Annotated in this window: 13 protein-coding genes; 10 read left to right on the top strand and 3 right to left on the bottom strand. The window is 73.2% G+C overall.

Annotated elements, in window-relative coordinates; translation table 11 throughout:
• Positions 1-43: 43 nt before the first annotated feature.
• The gene (locus STBA_RS10380; RefSeq protein WP_077058973.1) at positions 44-2,005 is read right to left on the bottom strand and encodes an ATP-binding protein; all 1,962 of its coding nucleotides are present in this window, start codon (positions 2,003-2,005) and stop codon (positions 44-46) included.
• A gap of 153 nt (positions 2,006-2,158) precedes the next feature.
• Here STBA_RS10380 and STBA_RS10385 point away from each other — a divergent pair, with 153 nt between their 5' ends.
• From STBA_RS10385 to STBA_RS10400, 4 genes are all read left to right on the top strand, one after another.
• Positions 2,159-3,070 carry a diiron oxygenase gene (locus tag STBA_RS10385; RefSeq protein WP_077058974.1) on the top strand — a complete coding sequence of 304 codons (912 nt, stop codon included), beginning with the start codon at positions 2,159-2,161 and terminating at the stop codon, positions 3,068-3,070.
• Positions 3,071-3,107: 37 nt separating this feature from the next.
• Positions 3,108-3,869 (top strand): TetR/AcrR family transcriptional regulator, encoded by a 762-nt coding sequence (locus STBA_RS10390; protein WP_077058975.1) that lies wholly within the window; start codon positions 3,108-3,110, stop codon positions 3,867-3,869.
• A complete protein-coding gene (locus tag STBA_RS10395) occupies positions 3,866-4,120 on the top strand; it encodes a hypothetical protein (protein WP_077058976.1) in 255 nt (84 codons plus the stop codon). The genes STBA_RS10390 and STBA_RS10395 overlap by 4 nt, the downstream gene beginning before the upstream one ends.
• Before the next feature lie 72 nt (positions 4,121-4,192).
• A complete protein-coding gene (locus STBA_RS10400; RefSeq protein WP_077058977.1) occupies positions 4,193-4,885 on the top strand; it encodes a hypothetical protein in 693 nt (230 codons plus the stop codon).
• Between the two features lie 3 nt (positions 4,886-4,888).
• Here STBA_RS10400 and STBA_RS10405 read toward each other — a convergent pair whose 3' ends face one another.
• Both STBA_RS10405 and STBA_RS10410 read right to left on the bottom strand, forming a co-directional pair.
• A complete protein-coding gene (locus STBA_RS10405) occupies positions 4,889-5,380 on the bottom strand; it encodes a roadblock/LC7 domain-containing protein (RefSeq protein WP_077063232.1) in 492 nt (163 codons plus the stop codon).
• The gene (locus STBA_RS10410) at positions 5,377-7,641 is read right to left on the bottom strand and encodes a sensor histidine kinase (protein WP_077058978.1); all 2,265 of its coding nucleotides are present in this window, start codon (positions 7,639-7,641) and stop codon (positions 5,377-5,379) included. The genes STBA_RS10405 and STBA_RS10410 overlap by 4 nt, the downstream gene beginning before the upstream one ends.
• A 362-nt stretch (positions 7,642-8,003) precedes the next feature.
• Here STBA_RS10410 and STBA_RS37715 point away from each other — a divergent pair, with 362 nt between their 5' ends.
• The 6 genes from STBA_RS37715 (at position 8,004) to STBA_RS10440 (ending at position 16,913) form a co-directional block, all read left to right on the top strand.
• Positions 8,004-8,864, top strand: a complete 861-nt coding sequence (locus STBA_RS37715; RefSeq protein ID WP_077058979.1) for a hypothetical protein — start codon at positions 8,004-8,006, stop codon at positions 8,862-8,864.
• Between the two features lie 236 nt (positions 8,865-9,100).
• Positions 9,101-9,949 (top strand): lysozyme, encoded by an 849-nt coding sequence (locus tag STBA_RS10420; RefSeq protein WP_077058980.1) that lies wholly within the window; start codon positions 9,101-9,103, stop codon positions 9,947-9,949.
• Positions 9,950-10,000: 51 nt separating this feature from the next.
• A complete protein-coding gene (locus tag STBA_RS10425; protein ID WP_077058981.1) occupies positions 10,001-10,726 on the top strand; it encodes a spermidine synthase in 726 nt (241 codons plus the stop codon).
• A 231-nt stretch (positions 10,727-10,957) separates the two neighbouring features.
• Complete coding sequence (locus STBA_RS10430) at positions 10,958-11,707, top strand: response regulator transcription factor (protein ID WP_077063233.1); 750 nt, start codon at positions 10,958-10,960, stop codon at positions 11,705-11,707.
• Between the two features lie 37 nt (positions 11,708-11,744).
• Positions 11,745-12,803, top strand: a complete 1,059-nt coding sequence (locus tag STBA_RS10435) for an ATP-binding protein (protein ID WP_077063234.1) — start codon at positions 11,745-11,747, stop codon at positions 12,801-12,803.
• A 321-nt stretch (positions 12,804-13,124) separates the two neighbouring features.
• Positions 13,125-16,913, top strand: a complete 3,789-nt coding sequence (locus STBA_RS10440) for a multifunctional oxoglutarate decarboxylase/oxoglutarate dehydrogenase thiamine pyrophosphate-binding subunit/dihydrolipoyllysine-residue succinyltransferase subunit (protein WP_077058982.1) — start codon at positions 13,125-13,127, stop codon at positions 16,911-16,913.
• The last annotated feature ends 22 nt before the right edge of the window (positions 16,914-16,935 follow it).

The raw sequence follows: 16,935 nt of genomic DNA on the forward strand, positions 1-16,935 counted from the left end.
CGGACGCGGCCCCGGACCCGGCCGGGCGGTGATCAGGCGGTGGTCAGGCGGACAGCGTGCTCGTCCGGTCCTGTGTCGCCACGCCCGGGTTCAGCAGCCGCGGCGGCAGGGCCACGTAGGCGGAGACGCCGGCGCCGCGCGCCGCCGCGGTGGTCGGGGCGCTCTGGGTGTGCCGGACCTCGACGTGCACGCCGAGGCGCGTGGAGATCGTGCCGACGACGTAGTGGCCGAGGAAGCGGGTGGGCGCGACGAGGAACGTCTCCCGGCCGGCGAGGCGGGCGTTGGCGCCCGCCAGCTCCTCCTCGGTCATGCCGCTGCCCCGGTCCACGACGGCCAGGCAGTACTCCGCGCCGTCCCACCAGCCGTACACCTCGACCGGGCGGCCGGGGGGCGAGGCGGTCAGCGCGTTCTCGATCAGCTCGGCGAGCAGGTGGGACAGCTCGTACACCGCCCAGCCGTGGACCTGACACGGCTCGGACTCCACGAGCGTGACCCGCCGGTAGTCCTCCACCTCGGAGACGGCCAGCCGTACCACCTCGGCCACTTCGGCGGTCCCGGTCCACACGCGCGGCGGCAGCTGCTGGCCGGTGAGGATCAGCAGCGAGTCGGCGTTGCGCCGCATCCGGGTGGCGAGGTGGTCGAGCTCGAAGAGTTCGGCGAGCGCGTCGGGGTCGAGCTCCTTGCTCTCCAGGGCGGTGATCAGCCGCAGTTGCCTGCGCACCAGTGCCTGGTGGCGGTGGCCGAGGTTGGCCAGCGACTCGGTGCCGTTGCGGCGCAGCACGGTCTGCTGGGCGGCGAGGCCGACGGCGGTGCGTTCGACGTCGTGCAGCGCGGCGGCCAGGCGGGTGACTTCCTCCGCGCCCCGGTCGAACTGCCGGTCGGGACTGGGCGGTTCGAGACGCTCCGCCTCGTCGGGGTCGGCTTCCTGGAGGGTGCGGACCGTCTCGGGCAGGCGGTGGCCCGCGACGGACTCGGCCTGGCGGGTCAGCTCGTCGAGGGGCCGGGTGATGGCGCGCGCGGCCAGGAGTGCGAGGGCGACGGCCACGCCGAGGATGAGCACGCCGAGCGCGAGGAAGCCGACGAGCCCCCGCGTGGCGGCGGTGCGCAGCGCGTCGGCGCGGCCGGTGACGTCGGGGCCGACCTGCTGCTGCACGCCGTGGAGGGCGTCGGTGAGCGCGGTGGCGGCGGTCCACCACTCCTCGGGGTCGGTGACCAGCGCGGAGCCGTCCGCGTGGGCGTCGGCGCGCGCCTCCAGGGTGGCGACGAGCATCGCCTCCTCGATGGCGAACGCCTCGTCCAGGGCCGCCCGCTGCTCCGAGGTGGCCATCTGCTCGTAGGTACGCAGTGCGGTCTCGCGGTCGGCGCGGGTGGCGGCGAAGGTCAGGTACTGGGTGTTCTCGAAGTGGCCGGCGACGAACACCCCGTTCATCAGCCCGCGTTCCTGCGCCAGCGCCTCCGTGGCCAGGGACAGGGCCTGGAACGCGGCCATGCCGTCGCTCAGCCGCTGGTCGCCGTGGGCGGGGTCCTCGGCGAGCTGCGCGTCGTTCAGCGAGGTGGTGGCCTCGGTGTAGAACGTCAGGTTTTCGGCGCGGTCGACGGAGCCGTCGTCGATGCGGGCGCGGACCTCGCCCAGGTCGTCGAGCGCGGCCAGCGCCTCCTCGAACGCGGGGGCGGTGCCCTCGTCGACGCGCCGGGCCAGCTCGCCGCGGATGGCGTCGACGCGGCGGCGGGTGTCGGCGAGGTCGGGCCGGTACTGGCCGGCGCCGACGAGGAGTCCGCTGGTCAGGCCGTGTTCCCGCTGGAGCTCGCGGACGAGGTCCTGCACGTCGAGCGCCAGCTGCACCCGTTCGCCGCTCTGCCGGGCCGCCGACCAGTCCGCCGCCCGGTCGGCCACCCCGGTGCCGATCAGCACCAGCAGGAGGCACGTGGGCACGGCGAGCACGATGGCCACCCGGCCGCGGATGGTGCCCCAGCGCGGGAGGCGGTCCGTCCATCGTCGCGTCATAGTTCCCCAGCACACCGCAACGCGGTTACCGCCGGCCACGGAGACCGTGGCCGCCAGGTGAACGTGCGGGGTGAACTGGGCGGTGACGATCAGGATGAACCGGGCATGTCACGGGGATGGACAAGCCTTGCTGACACCTTGTCTCATAAGAAGATGACCCCACCCTCACCCACCGGACCGGCCCTCAAAGACCGCGAACGCGTCGCGGAACGGCTGCTCGCCGCCTCCGCCAAGCACTCCTTCGACCCCGACCGGGAGCTCGACTGGGACGCCCCCTGGCAGGACGGCCTGTGGTACTGGCCGCCCGAGCTGGTCTCCCTCTACGACACCCCGCTCTGGTACGAGATGTCCCAGGAGCAGCGGATCGACCTCTCCCGGCACGAGTCGGCCGCCCTGGCCTCGCTCGGCATCTGGTTCGAGGTGATCCTCATGCAGCTGCTCGTCCGGCACATCTATGACAAGCCGGCGACCAGCGCCCACGTCCGCTACGCGCTGACCGAAATAGCCGACGAGTGCCGCCACTCCATGATGTTCGCCCGCGCCATCCGGAAGACCGGCACCCCGGCCTACCCGCCCGGCCGCGGGCACCACAACATCGCCCGCGTCTTCAAGAGCGTCTCCACCACGCCGGGCTCGTTCACCGCGACGCTGCTCGGCGAGGAAGTGCTCGACTGGATGCAGCGCCTCACCTTCCCCGACGAACGCGTGCAGCCGCTGATCCGCGGCGTCACCCGCATCCACGTCGTCGAGGAGGCGCGGCACGTCAGGTACGCCCGCGAGGAGCTGCGCCGCCAGCTGGCCGCCGCGCCCCGCTGGGAACGCGAGCTGACCCGCGTGACCTGCGGGGAGTTCGCCCGCATCTTCGCCGTCGCGTTCGTGAACCCCCAGGTCTACGCGAGCGTCGGCCTCGACCGCGCCCAGGCCGTCGCCCAGGTGCGGGCCAGCGACCACCGGCGCGCGGTGATGCAGGAGGGCGCGCGGCACCTGACGGATTTCCTGGACGAACTCGGCTTGCTGCGCGGCATCGGCCGCCGCATGTGGCGCAGCTCCGGGCTGCTGGCCTGAGCCCCGCCGCGCGGCCCGGCCGACTACGCTGCTGGGCATGAGCAGCCAACCCCCGGGCCCGGCCCCGGGACCGGCACGGGCCCCGGGCCCGGCCTACCGCAGACTCGGCGTGGCGGAGCGCCGGGGCCAGCTGATCGCCACCGCGCAGCGGCTGTTCGCGCACAACGCCCCCGAGCACGTCTCCCTCGACGACGTCGCACGCGAGGCCGGCGTCTCCCGCCCGCTGGTGTACCGGTACTTCTCCGGCGGGAAGCAGCAGCTGTACGAGGCCGCGCTGCACAGCGCCGCCGCCGACCTCGAACTGTGCTTCGCCGTACCCGCGCAAGGCCCGCTCAGCCAGCGGCTCGCCGACGCCCTCGACCGTTACCTGGCCTTCGTCGACGAGCACGGCGAAGGATTCACCGCGCTGTTGAAGGGCGGCAGCGTCGTCGAGACCTCCCGCACCACCGCCATCGTCGACGGCGTGCGCCGGGCCGCGGCGCAGCAGGTCCTGCTGCACATGGCGGCCGCGCAGCCGGGGCCGCGGCTGCGCATGACGGTGCGCACGTGGATCACCGCCGTCGAGGCCGCCTCCCTGATCTGGCTGGACGAGGACAGGGAGCCGCCGGTCGCGGAGCTGCGGGACCTGCTGGTCGAGCAGTTCGTCGCCCAGCTCGTCGTCATGGCGGGGCACGACGAGCAGACCGCCCGCGTGCTGCGGGCCGCCGCCCGCCTCGAACCGGCGGGCGGGCGCGTGGACGCGCTGATCGCGCGCACGGTGACGGCGCTCACGCCCGCCGCCGCGGGGCTCGACCCGTGAGGAGCGAGGAGACGCCGTTCGTCGGCGGCCCGCTGGACGGCCGCGTCCTGCCGGTGCTGGTCGGGCCGACCGGCAAGCCGCCCGGCGTCTACGAGGTGCCGGTGCCCGGCGGCGCGGGCGATGCGGACACCGTGCACGTCTACCGGCGGGAGGCCGCCGGGTACTCGCCGCGGCTGGGTCTGCCGCGCGGGTGGGTGTACGTCTACGCGCCGGACGCCACGCCGTCGCGTTCCTTCCGTCGCAGGCGCTGACCACCCGTTCGCCCGCCCCGGCGTGCGCCGGGCGCGGGCCCGTGCACACCATCGCCCCGAGGAGTGGTGTGCATGCCGATGAACCGTCATGTCCTGACCGCGGCCCTGACCGCGCTCGCGTTCACGGCCGGCGGCGCGGCCCCCGCCGCGGCCGATCCCGGCGACCGGGACGTCGGCGCCCTGCTGGCCGAACTGCGCGGCCTCTACCGGGAGACGGGCGAGGCGGCGGAGGCGTACAACGCGGCGGAGGAACGGCTGCGCGACCGCCGTGACGAGGCCGCCGAGCTGGGTGAACGCCTCGCCGCGGCCCGCACCGACCTCGCCGGGGCCAGACGCGCCGCGGGGGCGGTGGCCCGCGAGCAGTACCGGCAGGGCGGTCTGCGGCTGCCGGGGCACCTGCGGCTGCTGTTCGGCGACGCCCCGGCCCGCGACCTGCACGCGCAGGCCGTCGCGGAGCGCGCGGCAACGGCGCAGGCAGCGCGCATCCGGCGGCTGCTCGACGGCGAGCGCCGGGCGGACGAGCTGGCCACCCGGGCGCGCGAGGCGCTGGACGCGGAGCAGTCCGCCGCGGCGGAGCGGCGGCGGCAGCGCGACGAGGCGCACCGGCGGCTGGACGAGATCGCCGGACTGCTGGCCGGGCTCACCCCGCAAGAGGCGGCGGAGCTGGGCGAGCAGGAGGCGGCGAGGGCGGAACGCGCCCGCCGGTCCCCCGTTCCCGCGCCGGAGCCCGGGTCCGAACTCGGGTCCGGGGCCGGGGCCGGGTGACGGTTACCGGCTGCGCGGGCCCGTCCTGCGCAGCTCCGCCCGCAGCTCGGGCGTGAGCAGGTGACCGGCCCTGCCGACGAACAGTGCCATGTGGTAGGCCACCGCGCTGATATCGGCGTCCGGCGTCGTGTACGCGCCGAGCAGCGAACCGTCGCTGATCGACATGACCAGCAGGTTCCCCGTTTCCATGGCGACCAGCGTCTGCCTGACCCGGCCCCCGTCCATCAGCGTCGCGGCGCCCGACGTCAGACTGCCGAGTCCGGAGACGACCGTGGCCAGGTCGGCCGCGGCCCCCATCGGGCCCTTCACCGCGTGGCGGCGCGCGGCGGCGCGGTCCGGCTCGGACGACAGCAGCAGCAGGCCGTCCGCCGAGACGACGGCGACCGACAGCATGCCGGGCACCTCCCCCACCAGGCGGGACAGCAGCCACCGCAGATCGTTCCCGCCCTGGCTGCTGGGCGCGCCGGGGGGCGGCGTGCGAGTCTGTGAGGTCATGACCATGTCCCCTCTCCTGGCTCGCCCGGGTGGCCCGGCGCCTGGGCGGCGTCCCGGTGCCCGTCGCGCGCGCCGCGCTGGAAACCGCCGAGGCGCCGGCGCAGCTCCTCCGCGTCCACGGCGCGCGCCCGCTCCTGCGCGGGCACGGCGGCGGCCGGTCCCGCGGCGCGCCCGCGCCGCGGCAGGCCGCTGTCCGTGATCCCGTCCGTCCGCGGCGTGGTGTCGTCCGCCCGCGCGTGCTCGGGGAACGGTCCGGGTACGGCCATCGGCACCGCGCCCGAGTCGGCGGGCGACAGGGGGAAGGACCCGGTGGTCTGCGGATCGCCCGCGTACGTCTCCGGCAGGGCCTCGACGAGCGTGCCGGGCACCACGACCTGCGCGAGCGTGCCCCCGCCCGGGCGGGCGGCGAGCCAGCAGCGCAGTCCGTGCCGCGCGGCCAGCCTGGCCACCGTGTACAGGCCCATGCCGATGCCCGACCCGCCGTGCGCACCGTCGGCGCCGGGCGGCGGGGTGACCGGGTCGGCCAGCCGCGCGTTCAGCTCGGCGACGCGGTCGGCGGCCAGGCCGAAACCCTCGTCCTCCACGCAGAACAGCAGCTCGCCCTCCGCCCAGCGCGCGGTCAGCCGCACGCGCGTCCCGGCCGGGGAGAACGCGGTCGCGTTGTCAAGCAGCTCGGCGAGCAGGTGGCTGACGTCGCGGGCCGCGGCGGCCACCAGGCGCGCCGGCGGGGGCGGCGGGGTGGTCTCCACCAGCTCGTACAGCTCTATTTCGCTGACGGCCGCCCGCGCCACGTCGATCAGCGGGATCGGGTCCCCGAGCTGCACGACCGGCTCCGCCCCGGCGAGCAGCAGCAGATTTTCCCCGTGCCGCCGCACGCGCGCGGCGAGGTGGTCGAGGGAGAACAGCACGGCCAGCCGGTCCGGGTCCGTCTCGTGCTCCTCCAGGCCCTCGATGATCGTGAGTTGCTCCCCGATCAGCGCGAGCAGCCGCTCCGCGTGATGCGCGAACATCCCGTGCACCGCGCCGTGCAGCGCGGCGAGGCGTGCGTTCAACTCGCCCTGCTCGGCCAGCAGCCGGTCCCGCTCGGCCCGCAGCCCGCCGCTGTCGCGCTCGGCCACCGCCGCCTCGTCCGCCGCGCGCACCGCCTGCTCCTGGAGGGCGACGGTGCGGGCCCGCAGCGTGTTGACGGAGGCGACGACCTCGGCGAACTCGTCGTTCCGCCCGGTGAACTTGACCGGGTCCTGGCCCGCCGGGTCGGCGGCGACCCGGCGCGTGCCGAGGCGCACGGCGGCCAGCGGGCGGGTGAGGGACCTGGCGGTATGCACGCTGACGACGGTGGCGAGCAGCAGGGCCACGGCCACCAGACCCCCCGTCAGCTGAAGGTCGGTGAGGCTGTCGCCGCGCCGCCCCTCCAGGTGGTCGGCGCGCTCGGCGGCCAGCGAGGACAGCACGCCGCGCTGCTGGCCGGTGCGCGCGAGCAGGACGTCGTGCACCTCGGCCGGGTCGAGCGCGCGGTCCTCCTCGGTGAGCACGGGGGCATCGGTGAGGACGGCGAGGTACTCCTCCGCGGCCTCGGCCTCGGGGCCCGTGACGGTCCGTTCGTAGGACTCCGCGGCCTCGGTGCCCGCGGTGGCCGCGAAGTCGGCGAGCGCGGCCTCCTCGCGCACGGCCTCGCGCTGGGCCAGCGCCGTCAGTTCGGCCTGCTCGCCCTCGCCCGACAGGCCCGCGAGCAGCAGGCCGCGGGCGGCGGAGGAGGAGTGCACGGCGCGGGCCAGGTCGGGCAGGGCGTCGCCCGCGGGGTCGCCCGCCGCGCCGGCGCCCGAGCGGCTGACGTCGCGGAAGACGGCGTCCAGGTCCTCGATGAGGGCGGTGTAGTCCGCGAAGGTCTCGGCCGGGGTGCTCTCCCCGGCCAGGGCGCGCTCGCGGGTGGCGGGCAACGCGTCGAGGCCGCGGTGCACCTGCTCGCCGGCGTCACCTGGCAGCGCACCGGCCGCGCGGTCCGCGCGGGCCCTGGCGTCGTCGGTCAACGCCCCTGGCAGCGCCGCCGGATCGCCCACGGCCAGCGCGACGACCAGTGCGTCGCGCTCGTCGGCCAGCACGTGCGAGAGCGAGACCACCCGGCGCCCGAGGTCGGCATCCGACACCAGCTCCGATGCGTTCGTCAGCTCCGAGACGGCGGCGTGCAGCGCCGGCGCCCCCGCGGCGGACACCGCGATGCCGGTCAGCAGCACCCCGCCGAGCAGCCGACTGCGCACCCGCACGCGCCGTCCGCGTGCCGCACGCGCCCGGGAGCCTGCGCGGGAGCCTGACGGTGCGGAAGGAGACGGGTCGGCGGGGCCGTGCAGTTTCTTCTTCCGCACCTGTGCTCGCATTCTCGTCACGTGGGCACCGACCTTGCCAGCGCCGACAGGGCAGGGGGGCGTTCCCCCCGACCGGCCACCCGAAGGAGTGAACAACACCCGGAGTTGGCGGACAAGCCGAGGCCGGAATCCGCCGCTCCGGGGTCGCGGATACGACTGGAATTCCGCCGTGGCTCCTGGCAAGATCCGCTTCCGGCCCGCCGTCGAACCGGTGTTACCCCCGCATTCGGTGACAAATACCAGCCTACGGCAGACTGATCACCATGTGCATCCAGGCCGCCACCGAGCCGGGCGTCCCCGGCCGCCCCAACGAGGACTTCGCGGCCCTGGCCGTGCCCGCGGGTGGCGACGGCGGGGCCCTCGTCCTCCTTGACGGAGTGACGGGCCCTCAGGTTCCCGCCGCGGCTGCGGGCGCGGACCCGGGCGCAGAACCGGGCTCAGAACCGGGCGGGGGCCCGCCCGGCGGCTGCGCGCACGGCGTCGCGTGGTTTGCCGCACGCCTGGGCGGGGCACTGCTCGAACGGTGCGCCACCGCGCGGGAGTCGCCACTGCGCGCCTGCCTCGCCGACGCCATCTCCCGTTCAGCGGACGCGCATCGGACGGCCTGTGACCTTTCTCACCCCCGAACTCCGCAGGCCACGGTGGTGTGTGCGCGCTGGGACGCGCGGGAGGTCGAGTACCTGGTGCTGTCCGATTCGGTGCTGCTGATCGAGGGCACGGACGGGTCCGTGCGCCCCGTCCTCGACTCCCGCCTCGACGATCTGCGCCCGGCCGCACGGCGGTTGCCGCGCGAGCGGCGGGCGGCGTGGATCGAGAGCCTGCGCAACGCGGAGGGCGGCTTCTTCACCGCCGCAGCCGATCCGGCGGTGGCCGACCTGGCGGTCACCGGCACGGTGGCGCGCGACGCGGTGCATTCGCTGGCGGCGCTGACGGACGGCGTCGGCCGGTGGGTCGAAACGTTCCGCCTCGGCGGCTGGGCCGACCTCTTCGCGCTGCTCGCGGACGCGGGGCCGCGGGAGGCCATCCGTCAGGTGCGCGCCGCGGAGGCGGCCGACCCGGACGGCGCCGCGTTCCCGCGCGGCAAGGCCCACGACGACGCGACGGCGGTCCTCGCCCGGCTGTGACCCGGCGGCCCGGCCGCCGCCCGGCCCGGTTTCAGGGCTGAAAGCGGCGCCGCATCACCCGCCGCACGCACAAGTGTTCGCCGGTATCACCGGTCCGACCAACGGCGGCGCCTTCACCCCTTCCGCACCACCCGTTCCGAGGATTACCTTCCCGAATGGCATGGTCACATCACGTGACACAGGCCGGCGAGCCGTCTCGTCCCCCCACACCGCCTTCCGAAAGGCAGCACCCGCCCATGAACGGACACGGCACGACCGCCAGGCGCCCGCGCGCCGGAAGGCGCCGCACCACCGTCCTCGGCCTGATCTCCGCGGCACTCGCACTGGTCATGGCCGTCCCCGGGGCCGCGGCCGCCGAGGACACCCCCGAGATCGGCTCCGCCTGGATGGGCTCCACCGTCCTCGAACACGAGGGCGGCGACGGGGAGTACCGCGGCCGGCCCGACACGGCGCCGCTCGCCACCGTCGAGGGCGTGGACGTCTCCAGCCACCAGGGCAACGTCAACTGGTCGTCCCTGTGGAGCAGCGGCGTGCGCTGGGCCTACGTCAAGGCCACCGAGGGCACCACGTACGAGAACCCGTACTTCGCCCAGCAGTACAACGGCTCCTACGACACCGGCATGATCCGCGGGGCCTACCACTTCGCCCTGCCCGGCAATTCGAGCGGCGCCGCCCAGGCCAACTTCTTCGCCGACAACGGCGGCGGCTGGTCCAGGGACGGCAAGACCCTGCCGGGCGTCCTCGACATCGAGTACAACCCCTACGGCGCCACCTGTTACGGGCTCGGCCAGTCGGCGATGGTCAACTGGATACGCGACTTCCTCGACACTTACCACGACCGCACCGGCCGCTACGCGGTGATCTACTCCACCACCGACTGGTGGCGCACCTGCACCGGCAACTACGCGGGCTTCGCGAACAACCACCCGCTGTGGATAGCCAGGTACGCCTCGTCCCCCGGCACCCTGCCGAACGGCTGGGGCTTCTACACCTTCTGGCAGTACACCTCCACCGGCCCGATCGTGGGCGACCACAACCTGTTCAACGGCGCGCAGGACCGCCTGGTCGCCCTCGCCAACGGCTGAGACCGCCCCGCCGCGCCGCGTCCGCGGGGGCCATGCGCAAAGATGGCCCGCATGGTCCCCGCACCGTTCCCCGACGACAGCCGACCGGTCGTCCTCGACCGCAGGGAAGGGCCGCACGGCGAGGTGGTGCTGCGCCGCCACGGCGCGCTGCTCCAGATCATCGCCAACGGCTGTTTCCTGATGGACACTTCGGACGGCCGATCCGAGCGCCTGCTCGTGAGCGCCGCCCTCGGCGAGCTGCCCGTCCCGCCCGCGGGCCACGCCGGCCACGCGGCCCCGGCCCTGCTCATCGGCGGCCTCGGCGTCGGCTTCTCCCTGGCCGAGGCCGCGGCCGAGCCGCGGTGGGGACGCATCACCGTCGTGGAGCGCGAACAGGCCATCATCGACTGGCACCGGGCGGGACCGCTGGCCGGACTTACCGACGGCGCACGGAACGACCCCCGCACGGAACTGGTGCACGCCGAACTGGCGTCCTACCTACGGGCGCCGGGACCCCGCTATGACGCCCTCTGCCTGGACATCGACAACGGCCCGGACTGGACCGTCACCCCCGACAACGACGGCCTCTACTCCCCCGCCGGGCTGGCCGCCTGCCGCGACCGGCTCGCGCCCGGGGGCGTTCTGGCGATCTGGTCCGCCCGGCCATCCGATGATTTCCCGCGACATCTGCGCAATGCCGGGTTCGGCAACGTTCGCACCAGAGAAGTGCCGGTCGCCCGAGGCGTTCCGGACGTGCTCTTTCTCGCCAGCCATCATCTCGCCAGGCAGTCCGCGTAGCCGCGGGCTGACTGAGCGCTCTACCCTGACGACAGTGCTCATCAGCACGTCGACGGCCAGAACCAGCCGACTGGCCCAGGACCGATCCCGGGGGCGGGACACATGAATCAGACAGAAATGAGAACACCTCCGGTGGATCGCAACCATCAGGAGAAAGCACCCGCAACGGCGCCGGGCAGCCACGCCGAGGCGGGCGCGGCGGCCGAGCGTCCCGGTCACCACAGCGCCACGGTGACCACCCCGGGTGCCCAGCGACGCGTGCTGGTCGTCGAGGACGACCCCACCATCGTCGAGGCGATCGCCGCGCGGCTCCGTGCCGAGGGCTTCCTCGTGCAGACCGCGGCCGACGGCCCCGCCGCCGTCGAGACGGCCACCGCCTGGCACCCCGACCTGCTCATCCTCGATGTCATGCTGCCCGGCTTCGACGGCCTGGAGGTCTGCCGCCGGGTGCAGGCCCAGCGCCCGGTCCCGGTGCTGATGCTCACCGCCCGCGACGACGAGACCGACATGCTCGTCGGGCTCGGCGTCGGCGCCGACGACTACATGACCAAACCGTTCTCCATGCGGGAGCTGGTCGCCAGGTCGCACGTACTGCTGCGGCGGATCGAGCGCGCCGCCGTCGCCGCCACCACCCCGCGCCCCGGCAGCGTCCGGCTCGGGGACCTGGAGATCGACCGCACCCAGCGGCGGGTCAGGGCGGCCGGCAAGGACATCCACCTCACCCCCACCGAGTTCGACCTGCTCATGTGCCTCGCCCGCTCGCCCCGCGCGGTGCTCACCCGCGAGCAGCTGCTCGCGGAGGTCTGGGACTGGGCGGACGCCTCGGGGACCAGGACCGTGGACAGCCATGTGAAGGCTCTGCGGCGGAAGATCGGCGCCGAGCGCATCCGCACGGTGCACGGCGTGGGGTACGCGCTGGAGACGCCGCCCGGCTTCGCGGGCGAGACTCCCGCCCGGACCCAGGCCGCCAACGAGGTCTAGCGTGTCCGAGCCGGTCAGGCACTCCTCCTGGGGCCGGATGTGGTCCACGATGTGGCGCGTGCTGCGCCCGCTCGACCCCTTCCGTTCGGTCAAGGCCGCCCTCGGCTGGCTCGTGATCATTTCCGTCGCGATCACGACGCTGCTGATCCTCATGGCCTACCGCTCGGACATCGGACTCCAGGTGATCGCGATCATCGCGATCATCGCCTCGCTGCTGGTCACCCAGTTCGTCGCGCACAGCCTCGCGGCGCCGGTCCTGGAGATGACCTCCGCGGCCCGCGCCATGGCACGCGGCGACTACGGGCGCCGGGTCCGCGTGGCCCGCCGCGACGAGCTGGGCGACCTGGCGCTCGCGTTCAACCGCATGGCCGCCGACCTCCAGGCGGCGGACCGGCGCCGCAAGGAGCTGGTCGCCAACGTCTCCCACGAGCTGCGCACCCCGATCGCCGGCCTGCGGGCCGTCCTGGAGAACGTGGTGGACGGCGTTTCCGAGGCCGATCCGAAGACGATGACGACCGCGCTGCGCCAGACCGAGCGGCTCGGACGGCTGGTCGAGCAGCTGCTCGACCTCTCCCGTCTTGAGGACGGCGTCGTGCCCCTCCAGCCGCGCGGCTTCCAGGTCGAGCCCTACCTGTCGGCCGTGCTGAACGACGCCACCGTCGCGCTGCGCCGCGGCCACGCCCGCACCGACGTGCGCTTCCGTCTCGACGTGCTGCCCGGGTCGCTGCGCGCGCACGCCGATCCGGAGCGGCTCGACCAGGTGGTCACCAACCTCGTCGACAATGCGGTCAAGCACAGCCCGCGCGGCGGTCAGGTCACCGTGAAGGCCCGGCAGGGGCACTGCCCCGGGGCGCTGGTCCTGGAGGTCCTCGACGAGGGCCCCGGCATCCCGCGGTCGCAGCGGGAGCTGGTCTTCGAGCGCTTCGGGCGGGGCACGACGAACGGTGTCACGCCGCGTGACGGCGGCACCGGTCTCGGGCTCGCCATCGCCCGCTGGGCGGTGGATCTGCACGGCGGAACGATCGGGGTGGCCGAATCCCGGCGGGGCTGCCGTATCCAGCTCACCCTTCCAGGTAACGCACAGGCAAACATTTGACGTAGGGTCGCTCCCGAGACCCCGCGCCGCCGCGGCGCGGGCGGGCCCGAGCGGCCCCGCTCCGTGCTGCCCGCCCGGCCGTTCCGTGCCGTCCGCGCAGATGAACGGACACCCGAGACCCTTGCGGTCCGTCATTACCATTTCGTTGCGGTTTTGCGCCGAACTTGATCCGTTTCCCGCGGGTTCCCGCCCTGAAACCCCCTTCTGAATGTGGTGTAGGCCACGACTGGCGGGTGAGGACTGCGCCGGACCCCCCAGGGGGCGTAGCCTTGATTTCCGCTGTCCATGACCCTTGCGAAGCGGAAGAGGGCGGTTGCCGCCGTGTCGCCACAGTCCCCGAACACATCGAGTGTCGAAACCGACCAAGGCTCAGGGAAGAACCCTGCTGCCGGTTTCGGTGCCAACGAATGGCTCGTCGACGAGATCTATCAGCAGTACCTCCAGGACCCGAACTCCGTGGACCGTGCCTGGTGGGACTTCTTCGCCGACTACAAGCCGGGCGGCGACGCCTCGGCCGGGACGAAGCCGGGGGCGAACGGCGCGGACGCCGCCCCGGCCGGGACCGCCCAGGCTCCGCCGCAGCCGGCCGCAAAGCCCACCGCCGCAAAGCCGGCGGAGACCAGGTCCGAGGCTCAGGACGGAGCTTCGTCCGGAGCCGCTCCCGCGGCCGCGAAGCCCGCCCCGGCCAAGCCGGAGACCAAGCCCGCGGCCAAGCCCGCCGCGAAGCCGGCGGCCAAGCCGGCCGACGGCGGGGCCGGGGCTCCGGAGGGCCCCGAGCTGGTCACGCTGCGCGGCCCGGCCGCGGCCGTCGCCAAGAATATGAACGCCTCCCGTGACCTGCCCACGGCCACCTCGGTCCGCGCGGTCCCGGTGAAGCTGCTGTTCGACAACCGCATCGTCATCAACAACCACCTCAAGCGCGCCCGCGGCGGCAAGGTGTCCTTCACGCACCTCATCGGCTACGCCATGGTGCAGGCGCTGAAGGCGATGCCGGGGATGAACCACTCGTTCGCCGAGAAGGACGGCAAGCCGACGCTGGTCAAGCCGGCCCACGTCAACCTCGGTCTGGCCATCGACCTGGTCAAGGAGAACGGGGACAGGCAGCTGGTCGTCGCCGGCATCAAGAAGGCCGAGACCCTGACCTTCTTCGAGTTCTGGCAGGCCTACGAGGACATCGTCCGCCGCGCCCGCACCGGCAAGCTGACGATGGAGGACTTCTCGGGCGTCACCGCCTCGCTGACCAACCCGGGCGGCATCGGCACGGTGCACTCCGTGCCGCGCCTGATGCCCGGCCAGGGCCTGATCCTGGGCGTGGGCGCCATGGAGTACCCGGCCGAGTTCCAGGGCACCTCGCAGGAGACGCTGAACCGGTTGGGCATCTCCAAGGTCATGACCCTGACCAGCACCTACGACCACCGGGTGATCCAGGGCGCGGCCTCGGGCGAGTTCCTGCGGCTGATGAGCCAGCTCCTGCTCGGGGAGAACGGCTTCTACGACGCCATCTTCGAGGCCCTGCGCATCCCCTACGAGCCGGTGCGCTGGCACCGCGACATCGACGTCAATCACGACGACGAGGTCACCAAGGCCGCCCGCGTCTTCGACCTGATCCACTCCTACCGCGTGCGCGGCCACCTGATGGCCGACACCGACCCGCTGGAGTACCGCCAGCGCAAGCACCCCGACCTGGACATCAAGGAGCACGGGCTCACCCTGTGGGACCTTGAGCGGGAGTTCGCGGTCGGCGGCTTCGCGGGCAAGTCCATGCTGAAGCTCCGGGACATCCTGGGCGTCCTGCGCGACTCGTACTGCCGCACCACCGGCATCGAGTACATGCACATCCAGGACCCGAAGGAGCGGAAGTGGATCCAGGACCGGGTGGAGCGCGCGCACACCCCGCCCGAGCGTGAGGAGCAGCTGCGGATTCTCCGCCGGCTGAACGCGTCGGAGGCGTTCGAGACGTTCCTCCAGACGAAGTACGTGGGGCAGAAGCGCTTCTCGCTCGAAGGCGGCGAAACGGTCATTCCGCTGCTCGACTCGGTGCTGGACGAGGCCGCGGCCGACAAGCTGGACGAGGCCGTCATCGGCATGGCGCACCGCGGCCGGCTCAACGTGCTGGCCAACGTCGTGGGCAAGTCCTACGCCCAGATCTTCCGGGAGTTCGAGGGCAACCTGGACCCGAAGTCGATGCACGGCTCGGGCGACGTGAAGTACCACCTGGGCACCGAGGGCACGTTCACCGGCCTGTCCGGCGAGCAGATCAAGGTGTCCCTCACGGCCAACCCCTCGCACCTGGAGGCCGTCGACCCGATCGTCGAGGGCGTGTCCCGCGCCAAGCAGGACATCATCGGCCGCGGCGGCAAGGACTTCACGGTGCTGCCGATCCTGATTCATGGCGACGCCGCGTTCGCCGGGCAGGGCGTGGTCGCCGAGACGCTCAACATGTCGCAGCTGCGCGGCTACCGCACCGGCGGCACGGTCCACGTCGTCATCAACAACCAGGTGGGGTACACCGCGACGGCCGCGGCGGCCCGTTCCTCCACGTACTGCACCGACGTGGCGCGCATGATCGAGGCGCCGATCTTCCACGTCAACGGCGACGACCCGGAGGCCGTGTGCCGGGTGGCGCGGCTGGCGTTCGAGTACCGGCAGGCGTTCAACAAGGACGTCGTGATCGACCTCGTCTGCTACCGGCGCCGCGGGCACAACGAGACGGACAACCCGTCGTTCACGCAGCCCCTGATGTACGACCTGATCGACAAGAAGCGCTCGGTGCGCAAGCTGTACACCGAGTCGCTGATCGGGCGCGGCGACATCACGCTTGAGGAGGCGGAGCAGGCGCTCCAGGACTTCCAGGGGCAGTTGGAGAAGGTGTTCAAGGAGGTCCGCGAGGCCACCGTGACCCCGGCTCCCGCCGAAGTGACAGCGCCCAAGCCGGAGTTCCCGGTGGCGGTGGAGACGGGCGTGAGCGCCGAGGTCGTGAAGCGGATCGCCGAGTCCCAGGTCAACACCCCCGAGCGGATCACCGTGCACCCGCGGCTGCTGCCGCAGCTCCAGCGGCGGGCCGCGATGGTCGAGGAAGGCGCGATCGACTGGGCGATGGGCGAGCTGCTGGCGATCGGCTCCCTGTTGATGGAGGGCACGCCGGTGCGGCTGGCCGGGCAGGATTCCCGGCGCGGCACGTTCGGGCAGCGCCACTCGGTGCTGATCGACCGGAAGACCGGCGAGGACTACACCCCGCTGCTGTACCTGTCGGACGACCAGGCCCGGTTCAACGTGTACGACTCGCTGCTGAGCGAGTTCGCCGCCATGGGCTTCGAGTACGGGTACTCGCTGGCCAGGCCCGAGGCGCTGGTGATGTGGGAGGCGCAGTTCGGCGACTTCGCGAACGGCGCGGCCACCGTCATCGACGAGTTCATCTCCTCGGCCGAGCAGAAGTGGGGCCAGACCTCGGGCGTCACGCTGCTGCTGCCGCACGGCTACGAGGGCCAGGGCCCGGACCACTCCTCGGGCCGCATCGAGCGGTTCCTCCAGCTGTGCGCGCAGAACAACATGACGGTGTCGATGCCGACGACCCCGGCGAACTACTTCCACCTGCTGCGCTGGCAGGTGCACAACCCGCACCACAAGCCGCTGGTGGTCTTCACCCCGAAGTGGATGCTGCGGCTGAAGGCGGCCACGTCGGCGGCGGAGGACTTCACCACCGGCGGCTTCCGCCCGGTCATCGGTGACACCACCGTCGACCCGGGTGGCGTCCGCAGGGTCGCGCTGTGCTCGGGCAAGGTCTACTACGAGCTGGCGGCGGAGCGGGAGAAGCTCGGCAGGAAGGACGTGGCGCTGGTCCGCCTGGAGCGGCTGTACCCGCTGCCCGCCGACGAGATCCAGGCCGAGCTGGCCCGTTACGGGAACGCGGAGTCCTACGTCTGGGCGCAGGAGGAGCCGGCCAACCAGGGCGCGTGGCCCTTCATCGCGCTCAACCTGGCGGAGCGGCTCGGCAGGACCGACCAGCTGCGACGGGTGTCGCGTTCGGCGTCGTCCTCGCCCGCGGTCGGCTCGGCGAAGCGTCACCAGGCCGAGCAGCAGGCGCTGATGGACGAGGTGTTCGACATCTGAGCCGCCGCGGCCTCAAGGGCCG

Origin of the sequence: Streptomyces sp. MP131-18, from assembly GCF_001984575.1 — a bacterium.
Classification (GTDB): domain Bacteria; phylum Actinomycetota; class Actinomycetes; order Streptomycetales; family Streptomycetaceae; genus Streptomyces; species Streptomyces johnsoniae.